Raw genomic sequence first — 19,773 nt, 5'->3', positions numbered from 1 at the left:
CTTGTTACGTCCTGTCCAACGCCGCAGCGGCGGAAATCACAGCTTCTGCAGCGGCTTCGCAGTCGGCCACGGTTTCGGAATGGGCCAAGGCCGCAGCCAGCGCACGCCGGGCACCGGCCGCCAGCGCGGCCGTGTGCCGGAAGGTCCTTGCGCTTTGCTCTATCTTCGCACACAAGTCCCGCGCCCGCTCTCCCGTCAGGGCCGCTTCGGTTTCGATCATCGCGGCCTGATCCGGGGTTGCCGTCTTTGCAAGCCATGCCACCGCCGCGGCCTCCTTCGCCCCCCATGAGGCCCGCTCCCGCACCGGAACCTCTGGCACTCCTGCATTTTCCAGCCAAGCCGAAAGCCGCGCACGCGCCGCCTGCCGGGCACCTTCCACAATCTCGGCAGCCTTCTGATCCGCGGTAATCACCTGCGACCAATCAATCATCGGACCCCCCCTTGAACGTCAGGTCGACCGGGCCATCCTCCGACAGGATGAGCGGGACGGGAAAGCGCAGCGCCTCGGGGGCCCCAGGGCCAATGGGCAGCATCAGTGCCAGGCAAATCACACCGTCGCGACGTTCGACATCACTGGCCAGCCAGTCACAGGCGATTGCTGCGCGGGGCAGGGTTGCTCCCTCGGGCAGTTCGGAAAAATCGAAATCCTGACCGTTGATGGTAAGAACATCTCCAACCCGGTGAAGGCGGAAGGCGGTGTCGAGCCTTATGGGACAAAAGCAAATTTTCATTTCAAGCCTCCCGCTTCCAGCGGCCAAAAGCAAGCAGATGGCAGAACAAACGCCGCCGTGTATCGCCCGTTTGAAACACGCTGAAGTCGATCCAGTTCAGGCTGCGTTCAAAGAACCGGCCAGCCAGAAAAGATTCATAGATGGTATGTGGCGTGACACTTGCCACGGGCCAGCTTTGGAACCCCGCTGGAAAAACCCAACGCGTTTCTCCGGTCGCGTCACAGGTCACCGCATGCCAGCAAATCTGTGTCCCATCGGCAAAACGCACATATTCCCCGTTTGCGTTTTTCCCCTGCTCGATCACCGCCCCGGACGGTACCCCATCGACATCGTTGACTGGCCCCACAACATTTCCGGGGCCATAAACGAAATCCGCCCGCGCGAGCCGCCCCGGCGTGGTGTCCGCTGGTGCCTGTTGCAGCGCCGCACCTGAAACATGCCCGCTGCTGCCGGAAATCCGCAGGGCCTCGGTCCAGGCCGTGCCGTCGGCCGAAACCTTGATGGCAAAGTCGTCCGTCCCCGCAGTGCCCATTTCAGCCCGCCCGGACCAGTCGGTCTGGAACAACAGGCTGGCCGTATCCGCCGCGCCCGCCTTGTTTACCTTGAGCTGATGCCCCGCACCTTCATGGGTCAGCAACGTCGCGGGGGAAGATACCGCCAGACGGTTGGTCTTATCAAAGGCGGCATTCACCCCAACCCCCGGCAGATTCTGATGATTCCCCCCATCCTTGATCCATGCCGCACCGTCATGAAGCAACCCGGCCCCGGTTTCGCGATCATAGGCTCGCCAGCCCGCGCGGGGTGCCAGGAACATCCACCCTCCGTTGTCAAACACCGCGACGGAATCGTCCCGGCCCTGCCAGGGTCCCGTACCGCCCGCCGCCACGATGTAGCGCGCGCCCTCCTCAACCATCGCAGGCGGCTGTTTCAAGCTGTGGCTTTCGACAGCAAGCTGCACAACCGCGTCCAACACACGCAGGGCTTCATTGTGGGTAACGTGTTTTTGCGCCTGCGCCGACAATATGAAAGGCAACGCAAGGTTCGCGGATATGTCCGGCATGAAGGTCTCCCAACCATTTCGTCGGCGGGAAGATAGGTAAATCAGGTTAACAGCCGCTGGGACAGCCGCACGGTTCCCGGATCAGGCAGCCTTGATCAGATCGTCGATCGCACGCAACCGCCCGATCAGGCCTTCCATCTGGTCGACGGGAATCATGTTTGGCCCATCGCTGGGGGCACTATCCGGATTTTGATGCGTCTCGATGAACACCGCCGCCACCCCCACGGCCACGGCGGCGCGGGCCAAAACCGGGGCAAACTCTCTCTGGCCGCCGCTGGTGACACCTTGCCCGCCCGGTTGCTGCACGGAATGGGTTGCGTCAAAAACCACCGGGTACCCTGTACGCGCCATGATTGGCAGGCCCCGGAAATCGGTCACCAGCGTGTTGTAGCCAAAGGATGTCCCCCGGTCACACAACAGGATACGCGTGTTGCCGGTGCTGGAGATTTTTTCCGCGACATTGGCCATGTCCCATGGCGCCAGAAACTGGCCCTTCTTTACATTGATCCCCGCGCCTGTTTCGCCCGCCGCGAGCAGCAGATCTGTCTGTCGGCACAGAAAGGCTGGAATCTGCAATATATCCACCGCCTGCGCGGCGGGGGCGCAGTGGGCGATTTCATGCACGTCAGTCAAGGTCGGACAGCCGAATTCCGCCCCGACTTTCGACAGAATCGACAACCCCTCCTCGATGCCAAGGCCGCGCGGCGTCGTCACGGACGATCGGTTCGCCTTGTCGAAGCTGCCCTTGAAAACAAACCGTGTCCCGGTGGGTGCGCAGGCTTGCGCAATCCGCTCGGCCATCATGCGGGCGTGGTCTAGACTTTCCAACTGGCAGGGTCCGGCCATCAGCACAAAGGGCTGGCAGGCGCCGATTTCAATATCCTTGACGATCACTGTTCGGGTCATAGCGTTCTCAACGCGGTTTCGATTCGGGACACATCGGTGGGGTTGTTCAGTTCCCAGAAGACCCGGCCACGCGCCTCCACCTGCACGCACCGTATCGGTATTCCGGTTTCAAGAAATCTCAATTGTTCCAGCCCTTCCAGCTTTTCCAGAGGGGTGGGCGCGGTTTTCGTATAATCCGCCAGTGCCGCCGGGCGATACGCGTAAACGCCGACATGGTGAAACACGGGCACCGGGTCAGGCAAGCTGGCCGGATCGACATGAGGAATCACCTCTTTTGAAAAATAGAGCGCGTTTCCCGCAGCATCGAATACAGCCGTCGTCCCCCCCACGCGCCCATTGCGGCGGTCATCCAGAAAAGCCGCGTAAGTGTCGGCATCGCAACGCAACACCGGCGTGGCCACGGATAACGCCGGATCGGCCTGCATCGCCGCAATCAAAGCCTCGACAAACCACGGCGGGGTCAGCGGCGCATCGCCCTGGAAATTCACCACCAGATCCGCCTCCAGCCCCCGCGCCAGGGCATCGGCACAGCGGGCGGTACCGTTTTCACAACTTTCCGCCGTCATCACCACCCGTGCTCCAAACCGCTGTGCCGCATCGGCGATCCGGGCGTCATCGGTGGCGACATACACCTCATCCACGCCGCAAACACGGCAGGCGGCTTCCCAACTCATCTGGATAAGGGGTTTGCGGCTGCCGTCCGGCTGACGCAACTCCGCCAGAGGTTTGCCGGGATAGCGCGTTGAAGCATAGCGCGCCGGGATCAGGACGATGGTTTTCACGGAACACTCCAGTCAGGCCTGCAGGAGGCCTAGCGGCGGCCAAGGGCCGATGTCAATTCCGGATGAGACCGGCACGGAGAGTCAGAACCCGTCCAAATATCCCTCGGCACGAAAGCTCAACTCCCGCGAGGCCCCGATGATGAGATGGTCATGCAGGTACAGTGAAAGCGCCTGCGCGGCAGTGTCGATCTGGCGGGTCATCAGGATATCGGCCTCGGAGGGGGTCGGATCCCCCGAAGGGTGATTGTGCACAAGAATGAATGCGCTTGCATTCAACTCCAACGCCCTCTTCACGACCTCGCGGGGATAGACGGGCACGTGATCGACCGTACCGCGAGCCTGTTCCTCATCCGCGATCAGAACGTTCTTGCGATCGAGATAGAGAACTCGAAACTGCTCCGTCTCCCGGTGGGCCATAGCGGTATGGCAATAATCCAGCAGCGCGTCCCAGCCCGAAATCACCTGCCGTTGCAGCACCCGCGCCCGCGCCATACGGTGTGCTGCGGCCTCCACGATCTTGATCTCCTGTACCACGGCCTCCCCCACACCTTTGATCGCCTGCAATCGCGCCGGCGGGGCCGAGAGGACCCGGTTGAAATCCCCGAATGTATCCAGCAACTCCCGCGCCAGAGGCTTTACATCCTGACGGGGCAGGGCCCGAAAGAGGACAAGTTCCAGCAACTCGTAATCGGGCACGGCCTGTGCCCCCCCTTCCATGAAGCGGGTGCGCAGACGCTTGCGATGATCCTTGATATACGACGGCAGGCGTATTCCCGGCGTCAGCACGGGTGCCCCGCCGGGCCCCTCGAAAAGCGGCATCGCCCTGTCCGAAAAAGATGAAGGTCGGCTCATGCGCCGACCTTCTCAGTCCCCGGTAAACAAAGCGTTAATCAGCTTTTCATCCCGTCCCAGAAACTGCGGACCTTCTTGAAAAAGCTGGATCCTTCAGGATTGTTTTCTTCTGAAAGTTCCTCGAACTCACGCAAAAGCTCTTTTTGCCGGGCGGTCAGATTGACCGGGGTCTCCACGCTCAACTCGATGAACATGTCACCCTGCCCGGCCCCGCGCAATGCAGGCATGCCCTTCCCGCGCAGGCGCATCTGCCGACCTGACTGGCTGCCCGAAGGCACTTTCACCCGCGCCCGCCCACCGTCGATCGTCGGCACTTCGATTTCGCCGCCCAGCGCAGCAGCCGTCATCGAAACCGGTACCGGACAAAACAGGTTTTGTCCCTCACGCTGGAACAATGAGTGTTCCTTCACCTGGATAAAGATGTACAGATCGCCGGGTGGCCCCCCGCGCAGCCCGGCTTCCCCCTCCCCGGCAAGGCGAATCCGGGTGCCGGTTTCGACCCCTTTGGGAATATTCACCGAAAGTGAGCGTTCCTTCTGAACGCGACCGTTCCCGGTACACTCCCGACACGGGTTCTTGATGATCTGGCCGATTCCACCGCAGGTCGGGCAGGTGCGCTCCACCGTGAAGAAACCCTGCTGCGCGCGCACCTTCCCCATCCCCGAACAGGTCGGGCATGTCGTCGGCTCCGCCCCGCTTTCGGCGCCGGTCCCGTTACAGGTATCGCAGGCGACCGATGTCGGCACCTTTATGGTCTTTTGAAGCCCCGCATAGGCCTCTTCCAGCGAAATCGCCAGATTGTAACGCAAGTCCGAACCACGGGTTGCCCGCTGCCGGGTTCCGGGCCCGCCACCGCCCATGAAATCGCCGAACAGATCGTCGAACACGTTGGAGAAGGCCGAAGCGAAATCGCCTTGCCCAAAGCCCCCCGCACCGCGCGGACCGCCCCCCATTCCGCCCTCAAAGGCGGCATGGCCAAACCTGTCATAGGCGGCTTTCTTGTCGGGGTCTTTCAGGGCCTCGTAGGCTTCGTTCACTTCCTTGAACTGCGTCTCGGCGTTGGGATCGTCCGCGTTGCGATCCGGGTGCAGTTCCTTGGCCTTCTTGCGATAGGCCTTCTTGATCTCATCGGCAGAGGCGCCGCGGTTGATCCCCAGAACCTCATAGTAATCGCGTTTTGCCATAAGCTGCCCTCTTGCGGGGAACGCGGGGGCAGGCCCGGCGTGCGGGCCTGCCAGCAGGGTTCCGTTGATGCGTTACGAACGCTTCTTGTCGTCCAGGTCTTCGAAATCGGCGTCGACGATATCGTCATCCACGCCCTTGGGTGCGTCGTCTTCAGGGTCGACCTCTCCGGCCTCCTCCTGCTGGGCCTTGTAAATGGCCTCACCCAGCTTCATCGCCGCTTCGGTCACGTTCTGGATGCCCGCCTTGATCTTGCCGGCATCATCGCCTTCAAGCGTCTCCTTGAGCGCGCTCACCGCCAGTTCGATCGCTTCCACCGTGGTCGGATCGACCTTGTCGCTGTGCTCTTCGAGCGACTTTTCGGTAGAGTGGATCAGGCTTTCGGCCTGGTTGCGGGTTTCCACCAGTTCCTTGCGCTGCTTGTCGGCCTCGGCGTTGGCTTCGGCATCCTTGACCATCTTTTCGATCTCATCATCCGACAAGCCTCCCGAGGCCTGGATGGTGATCTTCTGCTCCTTGCCCGTACCCTTGTCCTTGGCACTGACCGAAACGATCCCGTTCGCATCGATATCGAAAGTCACCTCGATCTGGGGCATGCCGCGCGGCGCGGGCGGAATGTCTTCCAGGTTGAACTGTCCCAGCAGCTTGTTGTCAGAAGCCATCTCACGCTCGCCCTGGAACACACGGATGGTGACCGCGTTCTGGTTGTCTTCCGCCGTGGAGAAGATCTGCGATTTCTTGGTGGGAATCGTGGTATTGCGATCAATCAGGCGGGTAAAGACGCCCCCCAGCGTTTCGATCCCCAGCGACAGAGGCGTGACATCCAGCAGCACGACATCCTTGACATCGCCCTGAAGCACGCCCGCCTGAATGGCGGCCCCCATGGCCACGACCTCGTCGGGGTTCACACCCTTGTGGGGTTCCTTGCCGAAGAACCTGGTAACCTCTTCGATCACCTTCGGCATACGGGTCATACCGCCGACGAGGACAACCTCATCGATATCCGAGGTGGACAGGCCCGCATCCTTCAGCGCAGCCTGGCACGGCTTGATGGATCTCTTGATCAGGTCGCCGACCAGGCTTTCCAGCTTGGCACGGGTCAGCTTCATCACCATATGAAGCGGCGTACCCGTCTTTCCGTCCATGCTGATGAAAGGCTGGTTAATCTCGGTCTGGGACGAAGACGACAGTTCGATCTTGGCCTTTTCGGCCGCCTCCTTGAGACGTTGAAGCGCCATCTTGTCCTTGGTCAGGTCGACACCGTGTTCCTTCTTGAACTCATCAGCCAGGTAGGAAACGATGCGCATGTCGAAGTCTTCCCCGCCCAGGAACGTATCCCCGTTGGTGGATTTCACTTCGAAAAGACCGTCGTCGATCTCAAGAATGGTGATGTCGAAAGTCCCCCCGCCAAGGTCATAAACGGCGATGGTCTTGCTGTCCTTCTTGTCCAACCCGTAAGCCAGCGCGGCTGCGGTGGGTTCATTGATGATGCGCAGCACCTCAAGCCCGGCGATCTTGCCGGCGTCCTTCGTGGCCTGACGCTGGGCGTCGTTGAAATAGGCCGGGACGGTAATGACGGCCTGCGTCACCTCTTCGCCCAGATAGCTTTCGGCGGTTTCCTTCATCTTTTGCAGGGTGAAGGCGGAAATCTGGCTGGGGCTGTATTTCTCACCCTTCACTTCCACCCAGGCATCACCGTTGCCACCGTCCACGATCTTGTAGGGGACATGGTCCTTGTCCTTGAGAACCTCGGCGTCATCCACACGGCGACCGATCAGGCGCTTGACTGCGAAAACGGTGTTTTCCGGGTTGGTCACGGCCTGGCGCTTGGCCGGCTGCCCTACCAGACGCTCGTCGTCGGTAAAGGCGACGATGGAGGGGGTCGTGCGCGCGCCTTCGGCATTTTCGATCACACGCGGTTGCGCACCATCCATGATGGCAACGCAGGAGTTGGTCGTCCCGAGGTCGATCCCGATGACTTTGGCCATTTTGTACTACCTCTTTCTTCGGCGATGTTATGGGGCACGGACCCTCACAAGGCTTCCCCGCCCCGATCCCAAAAGGCTGGGGGTCATCCCCAAACCGGCGTCCCGGGGTATATAAGGGGGGGTCTGCGCCCCTGCAAGCGGCCCCCATGACAGAAATGTGAGAAGTTGCGATGTTTCCCTCCCCGCCCGCCCCGACACTGATCATCCGGGGAATCCCTGTTTTCAGAGGCTACCTGTCCCATGCGGCCCAGCGATCGCTGGTGAACGATGTACGCAAGGTTGTCCGGGCGGCACCGTTCTTCCAGCCTGAAACCCGGTTCGGCCAGAAAATGAGCGTGCGCATGAGCGCGGCAGGCAACTATGGCTGGTTCTCAGACCGGCGCGGATACCGTTACATCGCGCATCATCCCCGCGGCACAGCCTGGCCACCCATTCCCGAAAGCATTCTGGGCGTCTGGTCCGAGATCACCGGCCTGAGTCGCCAGCCGGAATGCTGCCTGATCAACTTTTACACGGAAACCGCCCGGATGGGCCTGCATCAGGATCGGGACGAAACGGATTTCCGGTGGCCCGTTCTTTCGATCTCACTGGGCGATTCGGGACGCTTTCGCATCGGATCGGTCGACCGCGGCGGCCCCACGGAGAGCCTGTGGCTCGACTCAGGCGATGTCCTGATGCTGAGCGGCCCCGCACGGCTGATCCACCACGGCATCGACCGGATCAGGCCCGGTTCCTCCTCGCTTCTGCCAAAGAGTGGCCGGCTGAACCTGACCCTGCGGGTGGTCACATGATCAGCGCCCGGCATTCCAGCTGACAGAGGCGCGCTTCTGGGTAAAGAACTGAAGCATCATCCCTATAATGATCAGCGTGCACCCCAGATAGAACGGGTAGCCGACGTTCGTGAAATACGGAGAGTAATTCAAGAATGTAAAGCCCCGGCACTGGTCGATGGTGTGGAACAGTGGATTCCAGTCGAACATGGGCAACACGCTGCTGGGCAGCGAATTCGCCACGAACATCTTGCCGGAGAAAATCATGTTCGCACGCCGGTAAAGCTGAACCATCATCGGCGCGAGCTTCGGAAACCAGGGCCTCAGCCCGTAAAAAAGGCTGCCCACGGCAATGCCGGCAAACCAGGCCAGCAGCAGCATCGCGAAGGCCCATACAGGTTGCTCGATCGTGAACTGATTGAACAGTGCATAATAGAGAAACAGCACCGCGCCCAGCGCCAGAACCCGCGAATACAACACGGACAAGGCCGTTGACGCGATGGCGATGATCGTATTCATCGGCGCGTGCAGAAGTATCCCCCCGATCGGCCCGGCGGCGCCCGCCGTCTTCTTGACCGCCTCGTTATGCGTCATGAACAAGAAGATTCCGGTCATCATGTAAAGCATGAAGTCGCCACGCAGCGCCGCGGACCGAAGGCCGAGAACCTGAAACATGACCATGAAGACGGTGAGAAGGAGAAAGGCTTGCATCATCGTCAGAAGAATTCCGATAATGGCATTGCGATGCCCCCCGCGAACGGTATTCACGGCATTGTAATGGATGATCCCGAGCGTACGCAGCCCTGCACTGAACCGGTTTCGGGGTTTGTATGTCTCGAACACGGGTCGTCCCGCCTTTTCCTGAACGCGCCCAGCGGCCTTGCTGTCCGGCGCGGGCTTTACCATAACGAAGAAGCCGGATTTTACAACGTACCTTGAAGGAGAAAGCCTTGGATTATTCCATTCTCGAACAGGTCATGCGCCGCGCCGCACTCGAGGCCGGGACCCGGATCATGGAGATTTACAACGCGAAGGATTTCGAGGTCCGCGTGAAATCGGACCAAAGTCCTGTCACGGCTGCCGACGAGGCCGCTGACGCCCTGATCCGTGCTTCCCTGTCGGAAGCCTTTCCCGGCACCCTGATCGTAACCGAGGAAGAATCGGAAAGCCATGTGGAACGGGCAGAGAACTTTCTCATTGTCGATCCGCTGGACGGCACCAAGGAGTTCATTCGCCGACGGGGGGATTTCACCGTCAATATCGCCTGGGTGGAAGGTGGCCTTCCGGTCCGCGGTGTTGTCTACGCTCCGGCGCGCGGACGGCTGTTCTACACCCGCGCCAGCGGCCAGTCGGTCGAGGAAAGCGGCCCCCTCGACCCTTCCAGCCCAGGCGAAATCGCCCCGATCATGGTCGCATCCCCCGACAATTCCGCGTTACGCGTCGTGGCTTCGAAGTCGCACCGTGACGCGGCCACCGACGATTATATTGCCCGGTACGACGTCAAGACTTTGGTCAGCGCCGGCTCGTCCCTGAAATTCTGCCTCGTGGCAACGGGTGAAGCGGATCTTTATCCGCGGCTTGGCCGAACGATGGAATGGGATACCGCCGCCGGTCACGCGGTGCTGGCCGGCGCTGGCGGGCAGGTGATCCGTTTCGACGACCATTCGCCGCTGATCTACGGCAAGCCGGGATACGCCAACCCGTTCTTCATCGCCTGCGCGCCGGGGGCAGCCCTGAGGTAATCCCGGCCGATCATGTCCCCGCACCCGTCATATGCATTTGAAATAGAAAATGGAAAATTTTTACGCGACTTAACAAATAATGAAGGTATAATGAATGTGGACTTTATCTACTGTGCGCAGGTTAGTATACGGCGTCCATCTTGCAGCACATTGTGCGCGAGACACTTACATCGAAACCCAGAGCATTATTTATGAAACGTAAGGTCACCAAAGCCATTTTTCCCGTTGCAGGCCTGGGAACGCGCTTCCTGCCGGCCACCAAATCCATTCCAAAGGAAATCATGACCCTGGTGGATCGCCCCCTGATCCAATACGCGATCGACGAAGCCAGGGCCGCCGGAATAAAGGACTTCATCTTCGTAACCGCACGCGGCAAAAGTGCGCTTGAAGATTACTTCGACAGCTCACCCATACTCGAGGCGGAGCTTCGTAAAAAAGGCAAGGACGCCCTCCTTGATGAATTGAAAAGAACCAACATGGAAAGCGGCGCGATTGCCTATATTCGTCAGCAACGGGCACAGGGCCTGGGCCATGCGGTCTGGTGCGCGCGCCGGCTGGTCGGCAACGAACCCTTTGCCGTGATTTTGCCCGATGACGTGATCGCGGCACAGGACCCATGCCTCAAACAGATGATCGAAGCTTACGAAGACACCGGCGGCAACATGGTCGCTGCGATGGAAGTTCCCCCGAAAGCAACAAGTTCCTACGGCATCCTTGATGTCGAGGAAGGCTCGGAACCCCTCGCAAAGATACGGGGCATGGTCGAAAAGCCCGAACAGGGCACCGCCCCATCGAACCTTGCGGTGATCGGCCGGTATATACTGACGCCCAAGATCATGCAGAATCTTCAGAAAATCAAGAAAGGAGCGGGCGACGAGATTCAGTTGACCGACGCCATTGCCGCCGAAATCGAAGGCGAGGGCGTTTATGGCTATCGCTTCAAGGGCCAGCGGTTCGACTGCGGATCCAAGGCCGGTTTCTTGCAGGCGACGGTTGCATTCGGACTCGCCCGGCAGGATCTCCGTGACGAGCTCGCCTCCTACCTTCGGGACGTCCTCGAGTTTCAGATCGCCGCGCAATAACAAGTACAGGCCGGGGGAGATTGAGTGAAAACTGTGCTGGTAACGGGCGGGGCCGGGTATATCGGGTCGCACGCATGCAAGGTCTTGCGCGCCGCCGGTTTCCTGCCCGTGGCCTTCGACAACCTGTCCACCGGCTGGGAACAGGCGGTCAAGTTCGGTCCCTTCGAGAAGGGTGACCTGTCCGACCGGGCCCGGCTTGACGAGGTATTCGCCGCCCATCGCCCCGTCGCCGTAATGCATTTCGCAGCCTTCAGTCAGGTCGGCGAGGCAATGCGCCACCCCGGGAAGTACTGGCGTGCGAATGTCGTTGGGGCGCTGAACCTGATCGAAGCGAGCATCGCCGCCGGCTGCCTGAACATCGTGTTCTCCTCGACCTGTGCGACCTATGGCGAGCAAGATGGCATCCTGCTGGATGAAAACAGCCCACAGGCGCCGCTGAACGCCTATGGCGGCAGCAAGCGTGCAATCGAGGACATGCTGCGCGACTTCGAGGTCTCGGCGGGGCTGCGCACCGTCACTTTCCGGTATTTCAACGTCGCCGGGGCGGATCCGGAAGCCGAGATCGGAGAATTCCACCGCCCCGAGACCCACCTGATCCCCCTGGTTCTGGAGGCAATCTGCGGCAGCCGCCCGGCGCTTACGGTACATGGAACCGACTACCCGACCCATGACGGAACCTGCATCCGCGATTATGTGCATGTAATGGATCTGGTCGAAGCCCACCTCCTTGGGCTGAAATGGCTTCTCGACGGACGCGAAAGCCGGGTGTTCAACCTCGGGACAGGGCGGGGCTTTTCGGTGCGCGAGGTGATCTCCACAGCGGCCGCCATGACGGGCCGGCCGGTTCCCTGTAAAGACGGCCCCCGCCGGGCAGGGGACGCGGTGTCGCTTGTCTCGGCCTCCACCCGCGCACAGCACGATCTGGGCTGGACGGCCGATCGCTCAACCCTCGAAATCATGATCGCGGATGCCAGGCGCTGGTATGACAAAGGCGGATACACGTTCTGAGACCTCCGCGCTGCGGGCCACCTGGACAGCGGGGCGCATGCACGCCCGCCGCTACCGGCTGCTGTCCCGCGCCCTGCGAAAACGGCGCCAGATCCGGCCGGTGACCGACCGCACCGCACAAATCCGGCCCGCAGACATCCTGTGCTTCAGCACGGTTCGAAACGAGGCCACACGCCTGCCCTTTTTTCTCGACTATCACCGGGCACAGGGGGTCCGCCATTTCCTGATGGTGGACAACGACAGCACCGATGAGACACGCGACTACCTTGCCGGTCAGCCGGACGTTTCCCTGTGGCACACCGCGTACAGTTACCGCCTGTCCCGCTTCGGGATGGACTGGCTGACCTGGCTGCAATTCCGCCATGGCCACGGGCACTGGTGCCTGACGCTCGACGCGGATGAATTGTTGGTTTATCCCCACCACGACTCGCGCTCCCTTCAGGATCTGACCGGCTGGCTCGACAGCCGCCGCACCCGCGCCTTCGGGGCGATCATGCTGGATCTCTACCCGAAAGGGCGATTGGGCGCGCAAAATTACCGTCCGGGTCAAAATCCCCTGGAAGTCCTGCGCTGGTTCGACGAGGGCAACATTTTCTACAAATATCAGCCCAACCTCCAGAACCTGTTGGTGCGTGGCGGGGTGCGCCGCCGGGTATTCTTCCACAGCGCCCCCGAACGCTCGCCAACACTCAGCAAAACACCGCTGGTGCGCTGGCACCGCCGATATGTCTATGTCAGTTCGACCCATTCGGTCCTGCCGCGCTGGCTGAACCATGTCCGGGGCGATATCGCTGGCGACCCGACCTCCGGGGTTATTCTACACACGAAATTTCTGCCCGAGATCGTCGGAAAGTCCCGGATCGAGAAACGCCGGCGCGAACACTTCGCCAACAGTATCCTCTACAACAGTTACTACGACGGCCTGATGGATGACCCCGTTCTTTGGGGTCCGCAATCCTGCGAGTACGAAGACTGGCAGCAGCTCGAACGCCTGGGGTTGCTGTCGCGCGGGGGCTGGATGTGAGCGGGCATTTTACTTTGCTCCCCTGCTGGCATAGATTTCGCCGATAAGCAGGACGGAAAACATCTGTCGCAAAACATGAGGACAGGGTGGGCGCCATTCAGTCATACCGGCTGCGTCTGGAACGTCAGGGCTGGCGTCTGCGCGCACGGCGCAAAAGCCTGGAACTGACCCCGGTCGCGGACCGGACCGACACCATCGCGCCGAACGATGTGCTGGTTTTCATGACCTTGCGCAACGAACTCCTGCGCCTGCCCTTTTTCCTGAACTATTACCGTGAGCGGGGGATCGCCCACTTCCTGATCATCGACAACGGATCGGATGACGGATCACAAGAGTACCTGGCCGAGCAACCGGACATTTCTCTGTGGTCCACCCGGAAACCCTATGGCAAATCCCACTATGGGGTCGACTGGCTCAACTGGCTTTTGCGCCGCAAGGGCTCGGGTCACTGGTGCCTGACGCTGGATGCAGACGAATTCCTCGTCTATCCGTTTGAAGACAGCCGCCCGATCCCCGCCCTGACCGACTGGCTGGACCAGTCCGGGGTACGCTCCTTCGGCACGCTTGTTCTGGATATGTACCCGAAGGGCCCCATCGGAACGCATAGCTATAAGGCCGGGGAGAACCCGTTCGGAACCTGCTGCTGGTTCGACAGTGGGAATTACGTGATCTCGCGCAATCCGAAATACCGCAACCTCTGGATTCAGGGCGGCGCGCGCGCGCGCATGTTTTTCACGGATTTGCCGCAAACCGCCCCGGCGTTGAACAAGATCCCGCTGGTACGGTGGGAACCGACCTTTACCTATATCAGCTCCACCCACATGTTGCTGCCGCGCGGGCTGAACCTGGTCTACGACCAGGGCGGGGGCGAAAAGGCATCGGGCTGTCTGCTCCATGCCAAGTTTCTTGAGCATTTCACGGAAAAGTCGGTCGAAGAAACACAGCGCCGGCAGCATTACGCCAGCGCGCGGGAATACCACGCCTACAGCCGCATGCCGGAAACCGGCCCGGACCTGTGGACTGAGTATTCCGACAGGTATCTCAACTGGCGGCAACTGGAGATTCTCGGCCTCATGTCGAAGGGAAACTGGGCATGAGCGTCGGGTTCATCATTCTGGCGCACAGTGCGCTGCACCGCGTGGGCCAGGTGGCGACGCATCTGGCCCGCTCACAGGCGCCGGTCGTTCTCCATATCGATCAGAACGTTCCCAAGACGGACTACACCGCCTTGCGCAGCGAAACCGGCGGCCATGAAACGATTCGGTTCGCCCCACGCCACCGCTGCGAATGGGGCATGTGGTCGATCATCGAGGCGACTAAAGACGCCACCGGGATAATGCTGGAGGCGTTTCCCGATATTCAGCATGTCTACCTGATGTCGGGGTCCTGCATCCCGCTACGCCCTGTGGCGGATCTGCGGGCTTATCTCGATCGTTACCCGGAGACGGACTTTATCGAATCGGTCACCACGCTTGACGTGCCCTGGGCCAGAGGTGGGCTGGAGGAAGAACGCTTCACCCTTCACTTCCCCTTCCCTTGGCGGCGCAAACGGAAACTTTTCGACCGCTACGTGGCGCTTCAACGCCGTCTCGGGCTTAACCGCCATATTCCCGAAGGGCTGGTCCCGCATCTCGGGTCGCAATGGTGGTGTCTCAGCCGCAAGACGCTGGAAGCCATCTTCTCCGATCCGGACCTGCCCCGGTATGACCGCTATTTCCGCCGCGTCTGGATTCCTGACGAAAGCTATTTCCAAACCCTGGTACGCTGCCATGGGCGGTCGATCGAAAGTCACTCCCTGACCCTGTCGAAGTTCGACCACGAGGGCCGGCCCCATATCTTCTACAACGACCATACCGACCTTCTTCGCCGCTCAGGATGTTTCTTCGCGCGCAAGATCTGGCCCGAGGCCGATACGCTTTACGACACCTTCCTCAATGCCCCCCCGGCGGCCCCGCAGGCAGAGCCGGAAACCGATGCGATAGATCGTCTGTTCAGCGCGGCGCTGGATAAGCGCCTTCACGGGCGGGCAGGGCTTTACATGTCGGGGCGCTGGCCAACAAAGGAGCGCAAGGACACAACCGCCGCATCCTATTCCGTGTTCCAGGGGTTCAACGACCTTTTCCCCGATTTCGGGACATGGCTTTCCCGCACCATCGGCGGCAGCGTGCACGGGCATATCTTTGCCCCGGATCGGGCGCATTTCGCGGGCGGCGTGGCCGTTTACAAGGGCGGGTTGCCCGACAGCGCCGCTTTGCGCGACTACAACCCCGAGGCATTCCTGTGCAATCTGATCTGGAACAACCGTGGCGAACGCCAGTGTTTCCTGTTCAGTCCGGCGGACCGGCAACAGATTACCCGTTTTCTTGCCGCAGATCAGAACGCCCAGATCAACGTCATCTCCGGCGCGTGGGCCCTGCCGCTGTTTCGCTCAAACCGGACACTGGCGGAGATTCGTACCGAAGCCGTTCATCTCCAGAAAGCCGAGGCCGCATTCCTCGACCAGCTGCACCGGCGCAGTTCCGCCTCCCGCGTGCATATCTGGACGCTGGCGGAATTCTTGCACAACCCCCTGGAAGCTTTGCAGACCATCATCGACGATATCGCCCCGCATCGCCCGGTACAGTTGGCCTCCTCCCCTGAAACGGTACCGATGCAAGGCTTTGCGCGCTTCCTCCAAATGCTCAAGAACGACGGAATGAAACCCTACCTGACAGGCGATTTCCCGGTCCGAGAGCACACGACCCTCCCCACCCGGCGCAAAGCCAAACCCACCCTTGTGAAATAGGTTTCAATGGCTTCCTTCTCCAGCTTCGTCATCTTCGCGGAAATGCGCACCGGATCCAACTTCCTCGAAGAGAATCTGAACACATCGTCCTGGCTCCAATGCTACGGGGAAGCCTTCAACCCGCATTTCATGGGACAAAAGGACAAGACGGAGCTCCTGGGCATCACGCTGGAAGAGCGCGACCGCAATCCGCACAGCCTCCTGAAGGCCATGCGGGACAAAACCGACGGCCTGCCCGGCTTCCGGTTTTTTCATGACCATGACCCCCGCATCCTGACCGAGATGCTGGCGGACAGGAACTGTGCCAAGATCGTGCTGACCCGCAATCCGGTGGACAGCTACGTCTCGCGCAAGATCGCGGCCGAAACCGGGCAATGGCGCATGACGAACATCAAGACCTACCGCAGCGCCACGGTCGTCTTCGACCCCAGAGAATTCGAGCAGCACCTCGAAGCCCTGCAATCCTTTCAACTGACCTTGATGCACGCGTTGCAGGTCAGCGGGCAGACGGCCTTTTACCTCGCCTATGAGGACATCGCGGATATCCAGGTCCTGAACGGGCTGTTGCGCTTCCTCGGGGTAAAGAAAAAATTGGAATCCATCTCCGGCCGGCTAAAAAAGCAAAACCCTCAACCCCTGCCGGAAAAGGTCTCGAATTTCGAAGACATGAAGCAGGCATTCGGGCTGCTCGATCGGTTCGACTTGTCGCGCACACCGAATTTCGAACCCCGGCGCGGTCCGGCCGTGCCCACCCTGGTCGCCGCCGCGCAAGCGCCGATACTCTACCTCCCCGTCAAGGGCGGGCCGGTGCCCTTCGTGGAGGAATGGCTTGCGGCAGTGGACGGCAAAACCCCGGACGCCCTGAAGCGCAACTTCTCACAAAAAGACCTGCGCCAGTGGAAACGTCAGAATCCGGGGCATCGCTGCTTCAGTGTCGTCTCACATCCCCTGGAACGCGCGCACCGGGCGTTTTGCGACCATATCCTCCCGACCGGGCCGGGCACATACCCGCTGATCCGGGGTCTTTTGATGCGACTCCACAAAGTCCCCTTGCCTGAAGGCGACCCCGGCCCCGACTTCGACACCGCCGCCCATCGCACGGCGTTTCTCGGTTTCCTGAAATTTCTCAAGCGCAATCTCGGCGGCCAGACCAACATTCGCGTGGATGCCACATGGGCCTCGCAATCGGAGGTTCTGCGCGGCATGGCAGAGATCGTCCTGCCGGACATGATCCTGCGCGCCGAGCGTCTGCAGGAAGATCTGCCCGCCCTTGCCGCACAGGTCGGTCTTTCTGTAAAGCCTCCGCCTGCCCAGAAAGCCGGTACCTCCCTGGCCGATATCTACGACGAGGAAATCGAAGCCGCCGCGCGCGACGCCTATCAGCGGGACTACATGATGTTCGGGTACCGGGCCTGGGGTTAGGTCAGGCAATCTCGGCGTTGCGGGATTCCGTCAGGACGGCGTGAAGCGTGGCGGGATCCGAGTTGGCCCGCAGCTTTTCACAGATTCCCGCATCCCGCAGGGTGCGCGAGACCAGCGCCAGCGCCTTGAGGTGGTCCACACCCGAATCCTGTGGTGCGAACAGGGCAAAAACCAGATCCACGGGCTGACGGTCGACGGAGCCGAATTCCACCGGCTTGTCCAGCCGCACGAAGGCGCCCACCACATGGTCAAGCCCCGGGAGCCGCGCATGGGGGAGGGCCACACCATGGCCCACCCCTGTCGGCCCCAGGCTTTCGCGTTCCTGCAACGCATCGATCACATCGGTTGCGCCCATCCCGTAAACCGCAGAGGCGATCTCTCCCAATTCCTGGAAAAGGCGCTTCTTGCTGGACATCGTGCCAAAGACACGCACGCTCTGGGGATGAAGGATATTGGAAAGCAGCATCTGTTTCTCACGGTTGCACGCCCGCAGGCGCTGACCGGGGGCGTGTATCAGACGATCACGGGTCGATCCACCCCACGTTTCCATCTTCGCGGCTGTGAACGACATTCACCTTTCCGGTCTTTTCGTTCCGGAAAACCAGAAGGTTGGTGCCCGCCAGTTCCATCTGCATGACGGCCTCCCCGACCGAAATCGTTGGGACGCGGGTTTCCATCTCTGCGATGATCATGGGCTGAAGCGTTTCCGGCTCGGCCTCCTCGTTGTCCTCCCCCGTCGAAAGAATGTAAGAGGCGCCTTCCATCAGTTCAACGGGCTCGGTGCGCTCCCGATAGTGGTCTTTCAGGCGGCGCTTGTAGCGGCGCAGCTGCTTTTCCATCTTCTCACAGCAATTGTCGAAGGCGGCATAGATTTCTGTCGCGCGGGCCTTGGCGCTGGCGGTCAGACCGGTGGACAGGTGCACGACGGTCTCGCACACATATTCATGAGCATCCCGGGAAAAGACCACGTTGGCATCGATCGCCCGCTCGGCATATTTGCCAACTGCGGCACTGAGTTCGGTCTTGACGTGGGTTTGCAGCGCGTCGCCGATGTCGATTTGTTTTCCGCTGATTTGGTAGCGCATCATGCCTCCTGATTGATGTGCTGACGCCTGGCGCCAGCCTGGATCGCTTAGCCCTTGCGCCCCTCAAAGTCGATCCTGATTTTCGCCTGGGCCGCCTTGATCCGGCGGCGTTCAAACGCGGGCGGAATACCCATGCCCTGCCTGTATTTGGCGACAGTTCGTCGGGAAATGTCAACGCCCTCCGCAGCGAGAAGAGCCACAAGCGCACCGTCTGAAAGGGTTTTCCGGCGATCCTCCCCGGCAACCAGCGTCTGGATACGCCGTTTCACTGCGTAAGCGGACAATACCGACCCATCGCTCTGGGGAAGGGCCGCAGGCACGAACGCGGCCAGCGCGTATACCGCCCCCCGGAAGGACAGCGCCTTGCCCGACAGGGCGCGGCCCACAGTCGTCGGGTGCAGATTCAGCCGTTGCGCCAGAACGACACGTGTCAACGGGACCATATGTGCAGCCCCTTCGGCAAAAAAACCCTGCTGGGCTGTCACGATCTCCCGGCCCACGCGCAGCAGCGTCTCCCCCCGGAAAGTCTGCGCCCGGATCAGGTCTTCCGCCTGCGTACGCTGGACGCGCAATTCGGGCGAAATATTGCGCAGGCGCGATAACTCCTTCATCAGCGCCGAATCAACCCTGAGGCTGGGCGAATCGCGGCTGTTCAACGTCACGACAAAACCGCTGGCCCCGTCCTCCTCCACCAGCAGATCGGCAAGAGCCGGGGGCGGCGCATCGCCCATATTCGCCGCCGGGCTGGGGGTCAACCCTGGCAGCAGGCGCAGAATCTCCGCGATTTCGGCAGCGGATGCCCCCAGTTTCGCAGGCAATCCCGCAAGGCGTCCCTCTGCCAAGGCCCCCAGATGCGGCCCCGCCCGACGCGCAAGGTCCGCGTTCACGCCAAGTGCGGCAAGCTGCAAAACAAAGCACTCCCGCAGGTCACGCGCGGCAACGCCCGCAGGTTCGCAGGCCTGCAGCACCGCGATGGCACGGGCCACCTCTTCTTCCGCAAGGTCGAGAGTCTCGGCCAGTTCCGCAGCGGTGGACCCAAGAAAGCCCCGTTCGTCCAGATCCCCGGCCAAGTATTTTGCCAGCGCGGCAACGCGCGGGGGCAACGTCATCAAGCCGATCTGTTCGCACAACCGGTCGGCCAAGGAAATCGGTGCGGCCAGCGCCTCCGCCTGACCAAGCCCCCCGCCTTCGGGAGGCACATAATCCAGAAGGGGGTTCTTGTCGGCAAGGGCCTGAAGCTCATCCGCCAGTTCGACGATTGGCAGGCACAACAGCGACAATCCCACGCGCACCCCTGCGCTGAGCGCAAGACGCTGGCTTTGGCGAACGTGCAGGCCCTGGTTCAAAGACATGC

At 61.0% G+C, this 19,773-nt stretch carries 20 protein-coding genes; 8 read left to right on the top strand and 12 right to left on the bottom strand.

The window, feature by feature from the left end; all coding sequences use genetic code 11:
* Nucleotides 1-4: 4 nt before the first annotated feature.
* From C8N32_RS12915 to dnaK, 8 genes are all read right to left on the bottom strand, one after another.
* Entirely contained in the window at nt 5-430 is a 426-nt protein-coding gene (locus tag C8N32_RS12915) for a hypothetical protein (RefSeq protein WP_107893402.1), read from the bottom strand.
* Nucleotides 423-731 carry a hypothetical protein gene (locus C8N32_RS12910; RefSeq protein ID WP_107893401.1) on the bottom strand — a complete coding sequence of 103 codons (309 nt, stop codon included), beginning with the start codon at nt 729-731 and terminating at the stop codon, nt 423-425. Before C8N32_RS12910 ends, C8N32_RS12915 begins: the two co-directional genes overlap by 8 nt.
* Nucleotide 732: 1 nt before the next feature.
* On the bottom strand, nt 733-1,791 hold the full coding sequence (locus C8N32_RS15150) for a DUF2793 domain-containing protein (protein WP_107893400.1): 1,059 nt from the start codon (nt 1,789-1,791) through the stop codon (nt 733-735).
* 81 nt (nt 1,792-1,872) lie between these two features.
* Complete coding sequence (gene kdsA / locus C8N32_RS12900) at nt 1,873-2,697, bottom strand: 3-deoxy-8-phosphooctulonate synthase (RefSeq protein ID WP_107893399.1); 825 nt, start codon at nt 2,695-2,697, stop codon at nt 1,873-1,875.
* Entirely contained in the window at nt 2,694-3,479 is a 786-nt protein-coding gene (locus C8N32_RS12895; RefSeq protein ID WP_107893398.1) for a 3-deoxy-manno-octulosonate cytidylyltransferase, read from the bottom strand. The genes kdsA and C8N32_RS12895 overlap by 4 nt, the downstream gene beginning before the upstream one ends.
* Before the next feature lie 81 nt (nt 3,480-3,560).
* Nucleotides 3,561-4,331 carry a RadC family protein gene (gene radC, locus C8N32_RS12890; protein WP_107893397.1) on the bottom strand — a complete coding sequence of 257 codons (771 nt, stop codon included), beginning with the start codon at nt 4,329-4,331 and terminating at the stop codon, nt 3,561-3,563.
* A 38-nt stretch (nt 4,332-4,369) separates the two neighbouring features.
* Nucleotides 4,370-5,515, bottom strand: a complete 1,146-nt coding sequence (dnaJ, locus tag C8N32_RS12885; protein ID WP_107893396.1) for a molecular chaperone DnaJ — start codon at nt 5,513-5,515, stop codon at nt 4,370-4,372.
* A gap of 72 nt (nt 5,516-5,587) precedes the next feature.
* Nucleotides 5,588-7,501, bottom strand: a complete 1,914-nt coding sequence (gene dnaK / locus C8N32_RS12880) for a molecular chaperone DnaK (RefSeq protein WP_107893395.1) — start codon at nt 7,499-7,501, stop codon at nt 5,588-5,590.
* Between the two features lie 170 nt (nt 7,502-7,671).
* Here dnaK and C8N32_RS12875 point away from each other — a divergent pair, with 170 nt between their 5' ends.
* A complete protein-coding gene (locus C8N32_RS12875) occupies nt 7,672-8,292 on the top strand; it encodes an alpha-ketoglutarate-dependent dioxygenase AlkB family protein (RefSeq protein WP_107893394.1) in 621 nt (206 codons plus the stop codon).
* On the opposite strand, the gene C8N32_RS12870 is transcribed toward C8N32_RS12875, so the two are convergent.
* Nucleotides 8,293-9,114: an ABC transporter permease gene (locus C8N32_RS12870; RefSeq protein ID WP_107893409.1), complete on the bottom strand. Its 822-nt coding sequence runs from the start codon at nt 9,112-9,114 to the stop codon at nt 8,293-8,295.
* Between the two features lie 134 nt (nt 9,115-9,248).
* Between C8N32_RS12870 and cysQ the strand changes: the two genes are divergently transcribed.
* The 7 genes from cysQ to C8N32_RS12835 all read left to right on the top strand — a co-directional run bounded on the left by cysQ (nt 9,249) and on the right by C8N32_RS12835 (nt 17,334).
* Nucleotides 9,249-10,013 carry a 3'(2'),5'-bisphosphate nucleotidase CysQ gene (gene cysQ / locus C8N32_RS12865; protein WP_107893408.1) on the top strand — a complete coding sequence of 255 codons (765 nt, stop codon included), beginning with the start codon at nt 9,249-9,251 and terminating at the stop codon, nt 10,011-10,013.
* Nucleotides 10,014-10,204: 191 nt separating this feature from the next.
* Nucleotides 10,205-11,095: a UTP--glucose-1-phosphate uridylyltransferase GalU gene (gene galU, locus C8N32_RS12860; protein ID WP_107893393.1), complete on the top strand. Its 891-nt coding sequence runs from the start codon at nt 10,205-10,207 to the stop codon at nt 11,093-11,095.
* A 24-nt stretch (nt 11,096-11,119) separates the two neighbouring features.
* Nucleotides 11,120-12,103 carry a UDP-glucose 4-epimerase GalE gene (galE, locus tag C8N32_RS12855; protein ID WP_107893392.1) on the top strand — a complete coding sequence of 328 codons (984 nt, stop codon included), beginning with the start codon at nt 11,120-11,122 and terminating at the stop codon, nt 12,101-12,103.
* Nucleotides 12,078-13,127 (top strand): glycosyltransferase family 2 protein, encoded by a 1,050-nt coding sequence (locus C8N32_RS12850; RefSeq protein ID WP_107893391.1) that lies wholly within the window; start codon nt 12,078-12,080, stop codon nt 13,125-13,127. The genes galE and C8N32_RS12850 overlap by 26 nt, the downstream gene beginning before the upstream one ends.
* An 86-nt stretch (nt 13,128-13,213) precedes the next feature.
* A complete protein-coding gene (locus C8N32_RS12845; protein WP_107893390.1) occupies nt 13,214-14,224 on the top strand; it encodes a glycosyltransferase family 2 protein in 1,011 nt (336 codons plus the stop codon).
* Entirely contained in the window at nt 14,221-15,912 is a 1,692-nt protein-coding gene (locus C8N32_RS12840) for a DUF5927 domain-containing protein (protein ID WP_107893389.1), read from the top strand. Before C8N32_RS12845 ends, C8N32_RS12840 begins: the two co-directional genes overlap by 4 nt.
* Before the next feature lie 6 nt (nt 15,913-15,918).
* Entirely contained in the window at nt 15,919-17,334 is a 1,416-nt protein-coding gene (locus C8N32_RS12835) for a sulfotransferase domain-containing protein (RefSeq protein WP_107893388.1), read from the top strand.
* A gap of 1 nt (nt 17,335) precedes the next feature.
* Here C8N32_RS12835 and C8N32_RS12830 read toward each other — a convergent pair whose 3' ends face one another.
* The 3 genes from C8N32_RS12830 to C8N32_RS12820 are packed head-to-tail and all read right to left on the bottom strand — an operon-like array spanning nt 17,336 to nt 19,771.
* A complete protein-coding gene (locus tag C8N32_RS12830; protein WP_107893387.1) occupies nt 17,336-17,800 on the bottom strand; it encodes a PTS sugar transporter subunit IIA in 465 nt (154 codons plus the stop codon).
* A gap of 55 nt (nt 17,801-17,855) precedes the next feature.
* A complete protein-coding gene (gene hpf / locus C8N32_RS12825) occupies nt 17,856-18,419 on the bottom strand; it encodes a ribosome hibernation-promoting factor, HPF/YfiA family (protein WP_107893407.1) in 564 nt (187 codons plus the stop codon).
* A gap of 47 nt (nt 18,420-18,466) precedes the next feature.
* Nucleotides 18,467-19,771: an RNA polymerase factor sigma-54 gene (locus C8N32_RS12820; RefSeq protein WP_107893386.1), complete on the bottom strand. Its 1,305-nt coding sequence runs from the start codon at nt 19,769-19,771 to the stop codon at nt 18,467-18,469.
* Nucleotides 19,772-19,773 lie beyond the last annotated feature (2 nt).

The organism is Rhodovulum imhoffii (assembly GCF_003046545.1).
In the GTDB taxonomy this organism is placed as follows: Bacteria; Pseudomonadota; Alphaproteobacteria; order Rhodobacterales; family Rhodobacteraceae; genus Rhodovulum; species Rhodovulum imhoffii.
This window is presented reverse-complemented; position numbering and strand designations above follow the sequence as displayed.